This is a genomic window from uncultured Caballeronia sp., from assembly GCF_964243625.1.
Classification (GTDB): domain Bacteria; phylum Pseudomonadota; class Gammaproteobacteria; order Burkholderiales; family Burkholderiaceae; genus Caballeronia.
The window spans coordinates 1-3,273 of record NZ_CAXTGZ010000186.1; the positions used below are offsets into that span (position 1 = coordinate 1).

Annotated in this window: 3 protein-coding genes and 2 pseudogenes (1 of these 5 only partly in view); 3 read left to right on the forward strand and 2 right to left on the reverse strand. The window is 60.2% G+C overall.

From position 1 onward, the window contains the following. The 3 genes and pseudogenes from ACFFAR_RS14560 to ACFFAR_RS14570 all read left to right on the forward strand — a co-directional run. Positions 1 to 88: pseudogene (locus tag ACFFAR_RS14560) on the forward strand (siderophore-interacting protein); the annotation flags it as partial. Between the two features lie 52 nt (positions 89 to 140). Next, entirely contained in the window at positions 141 to 1,394 is a 1,254-nt protein-coding gene (locus ACFFAR_RS14565; RefSeq protein WP_062001118.1) for an MFS transporter, read from the forward strand. 419 nt (positions 1,395 to 1,813) lie between these two features. After that, the gene (locus tag ACFFAR_RS14570; RefSeq protein WP_174363432.1) at positions 1,814 to 2,692 is read left to right on the forward strand and encodes an EamA family transporter; all 879 of its coding nucleotides are present in this window, start codon (positions 1,814 to 1,816) and stop codon (positions 2,690 to 2,692) included. A 50-nt stretch (positions 2,693 to 2,742) separates the two neighbouring features. Here the strand turns inward: ACFFAR_RS14570 and ACFFAR_RS14575 are convergent, their stop codons facing one another. Next, on the reverse strand, positions 2,743 to 3,150 hold the full coding sequence (locus ACFFAR_RS14575; protein ID WP_075360155.1) for a RidA family protein: 408 nt from the start codon (positions 3,148 to 3,150) through the stop codon (positions 2,743 to 2,745). A gap of 86 nt (positions 3,151 to 3,236) precedes the next feature. Beyond that, a pseudogene (locus ACFFAR_RS14580) lies at positions 3,237 to 3,273 on the reverse strand (agmatinase) (it continues 959 nt past the right edge of the window).

Sequence of the window (3,273 nt, forward strand, 5' to 3'; positions counted from 1 at the left end):
GGAACGCGGTATCGATAAAACCCGCATTCGCGCCTCCAGTTACTGGAAGCGCGGCGCGGTTGCGGTCCATGAGTCTATCGACGACTAGACCTTGAATCGCACACGCCGCGTCCAAAAGAATAAATTCAATCAGGATGGCTATGTATAGTCTCGATTCAACTCGCGAGCGGCGCCTGCTGTGGCTGCTCGCACTCACCCAGTTCACCATCATCATGGACTTCATGGTGATGATGCCGCTCGGCCCGCAGATCATGCGCAGCTTTCAGATTACACCCGCTGCATTTGCCACCGCGGTCTCGGCGTACTCATGGTGCTCGGGACTTTCCGGGCTGCTGGGGGCGACGTATATCGATCGCTTCGACCGGCGCCGGTTATTGCTCGCCGTGTATGCGTTGTTTGCTTTATCCAACCTCGCTTGCGCCTTTGCGCCCACTTTCCCTATCCTGCTTTTAGCGCGTGCATTCGCGGGCATCACCGGCGGCATGCTCGGTTCGGTCGTGATGGCCATTGTCAGCGACGTCATCCCCGTGGCAAGGCGCGGCGCCGCGACCGGCACGATCATGACGGCGTTTTCACTGGCCGCCGTTGCGGGCGTGCCGGCAGGCATTTTGCTCGGCGCGCACTTCGGCTGGTACACGCCATTCATCCTGCTGACGGTGCTCTCCGTGCTGATATGGCTCGGCGGCATGCGAATCGTACCCACGCTGGCCGAACACCTGGGACGGCAACAGCCTGCGTTGCGAAGCGTGCTGCCATCGTTATGGCGGCTTTTGACGAACCCTCGATACATGAGCGCGTTCGCCATGACCTTCGTTGTAATGGGCTCGCAGATGCTGGTGATCCCGTTCATATCGCCCGTGCTGGTCGCCAATCACGGCGTGCAGCCTGCGCAATTGTCCTGGCTTTATATGGGCGGTGGCGCGGCGACGTTCTTCACTTCACGTTTTGTCGGCCGTCTTTCCGATCGTTACGGCAGCCGCCACATGTTCCGCGTGATGGTCGCCGTTTCCCTTCTGCCCATCCTCTTCGTCACGCATTTACCGAGCTTGCCGTATGTATTGCTGCTGCTGTTTTTCCCGGTCTTCATGGTGACGGTTTCCGGCCGCATGGTTCCCATGCAGGCGTTGCTTACGACGGTTCCAGAGCCCGCAAACCGGGGCGCGTTCCTCAGCACGAACAGTGCGCTGCAGGCGCTTGGCAGCGGTTGCGGCGCGTGGCTTGGGGGCTTGCTGTTGTCGAGCGGTGCTGACGGGAGCATTCAAGGGTATGGCGTCAATGGATGGCTCGCGACCGTGCTCGTAATCGCGGCGGCGGTGTGGATCAGCCGCGTGAAGTCGTCGTCGGAGAGGCCCGCGGCAAGCGCCGTTGCAGCCGAACCGCTGGGCGAGGCTTAAGGTGTGATGCGGACCAGCTTGTTAAGTGGTCCGCCACGCCACCTGAACGTGCGTTGCACAAGCTTCGCGGAAACGGTAATCTCACGCTCACGAAGCCACGAACCTTCGACGAACCTTCATCTCTCTCATGACGAAGCCCGCGCACATTCTTTCCGCTGATATCGAGTTCAACTCGACTATCAGCCGCGCGCGCACGGCCTGTCCATCTGCTTCTTCTGGTTCACCACCTGTCGCTTCACCTCCCGCATCTCCTCCGAACGCCGTCACCGCAGGCGCAGCAGCGCCTCCGCGTGGACTCGTTCGCGGCTGATCAACAGCCGCTGAATCCTGGCAACCGGCTCGACCGCTGCACCTTGCGTGCTCTGGCGGCGTGACCGTGTTCGCCCTGGTCATCTATTCCCTCGACAGGTGAATGAATCATGGTCTTTGTAAAAACAGCCTTCGCAGCCTATGGCTCGACGGCGCTCTTCGTGTTGCTCTGGAGCAGCGGTGCGATCGTTTCGGAAACAGGGCTCCAGCATGCTCCCGCACTACCCTTTCTCGTCATGCGCTTCGCACTCGCGTCAGCGGTCTTCGCGGCCCTGGGCGTATGGCGCGGACGATGGCTGCCCGCGCGAGGAACGAGACTTCAGGTTGCGCTTACCGGCGGCTTGCTCACAGGCGGTTATTCCATCTGCTATCTGCTTGCGCTTGACCATGGAATGACGCCCGGCATTCTCGCTACCATCCTGGGCGTTCAGCCTGTGTTGACGCTGTTGCTCGTGGAACGACGATTGACGATACGGCGCGCGGGCGGCCTTTTACTTGCCTTGAGTGGCTTGTGTCTGGTCGTGTTGGGAGCGGGAAGGATCGGACACTTCCCGGCGCTGGGACTGTTGTTCGCATCCGCATCGCTCGGTTGCATGACGGTCGGGGCCATTCTGCAAAAACGCCTGAAGCAGCAGCCTGTCGATATCCTGCCTTTGCAAAACGCAGTCAGCCTCGTGCTATGCGTGTTGTTCCTGCCTTTGCAGCCGTCCGGTATCGTCCTGAGTGCGGGGCTGCTCTTGCCGTTGTTCTGGCTAGGCATCGTGATATCGGTGTTTGCGCAGGTGCTGTTCTACCGCCTCGTGAATGCGGGGAATCTCGTCAACGTGACAAGCCTCTTTTATCTCGTGCCTGTTTGCACGGCTATCATGGACTACATCTTCCTCGGCAGCCACCTCGCACCGGCAGGCGTCGCGGGAATGGCGTTGATACTTGCCGGGCTTGTCCTCGTTTTCCGGGCAACACCCGTGCATAACGTCGGGCACGCGTAGCATGCCGGCGGCCTGGAAAGTCATTTCCGGGCCGCCGGTTCAAGCAAGCGTCATGACTTCACAGCGATCACGTCGACCTCGACCAGCCATTCAGGACGCGCAAGCGCGGTAACGGTCAGTCCCGTCGATACCGCGTGCACACCCTTCAACCAGCGCCCGACCACGCGATACACCGCCTCGCGATACCGCACGTCGGTCAGATAGATCGTCACCTTGCAAATGTCTTCGAGCTTGCTGCCGGCTTCTTCAAGCAGCATCTTGACGTTGGCCATCGCCTTTTCGGCCTGCGCTGCGGCATCGCCGATACCGACTGATTCGTATGTATCGATATCCTGCCCAATCTGGCCGCGCAGGAAGATCATGTTGCCCGCCACGACCGCTTGCGCGAGATCGTTATCGAGCGACTGTTCGGGATAGGTGACCTTCGTGTTGAACGGACGAATGCGAGTGTGTTCCATGATGTCCCGTAAAAACTGAATTCAATGCGTCAGGATGCGCGCCAAGAACAGCCGTGCGCGCTCCAGCCTGGACGGACCGCACACGACTAGCGGCGGTTATCGAAATAGCCTGCGCGGATAGCG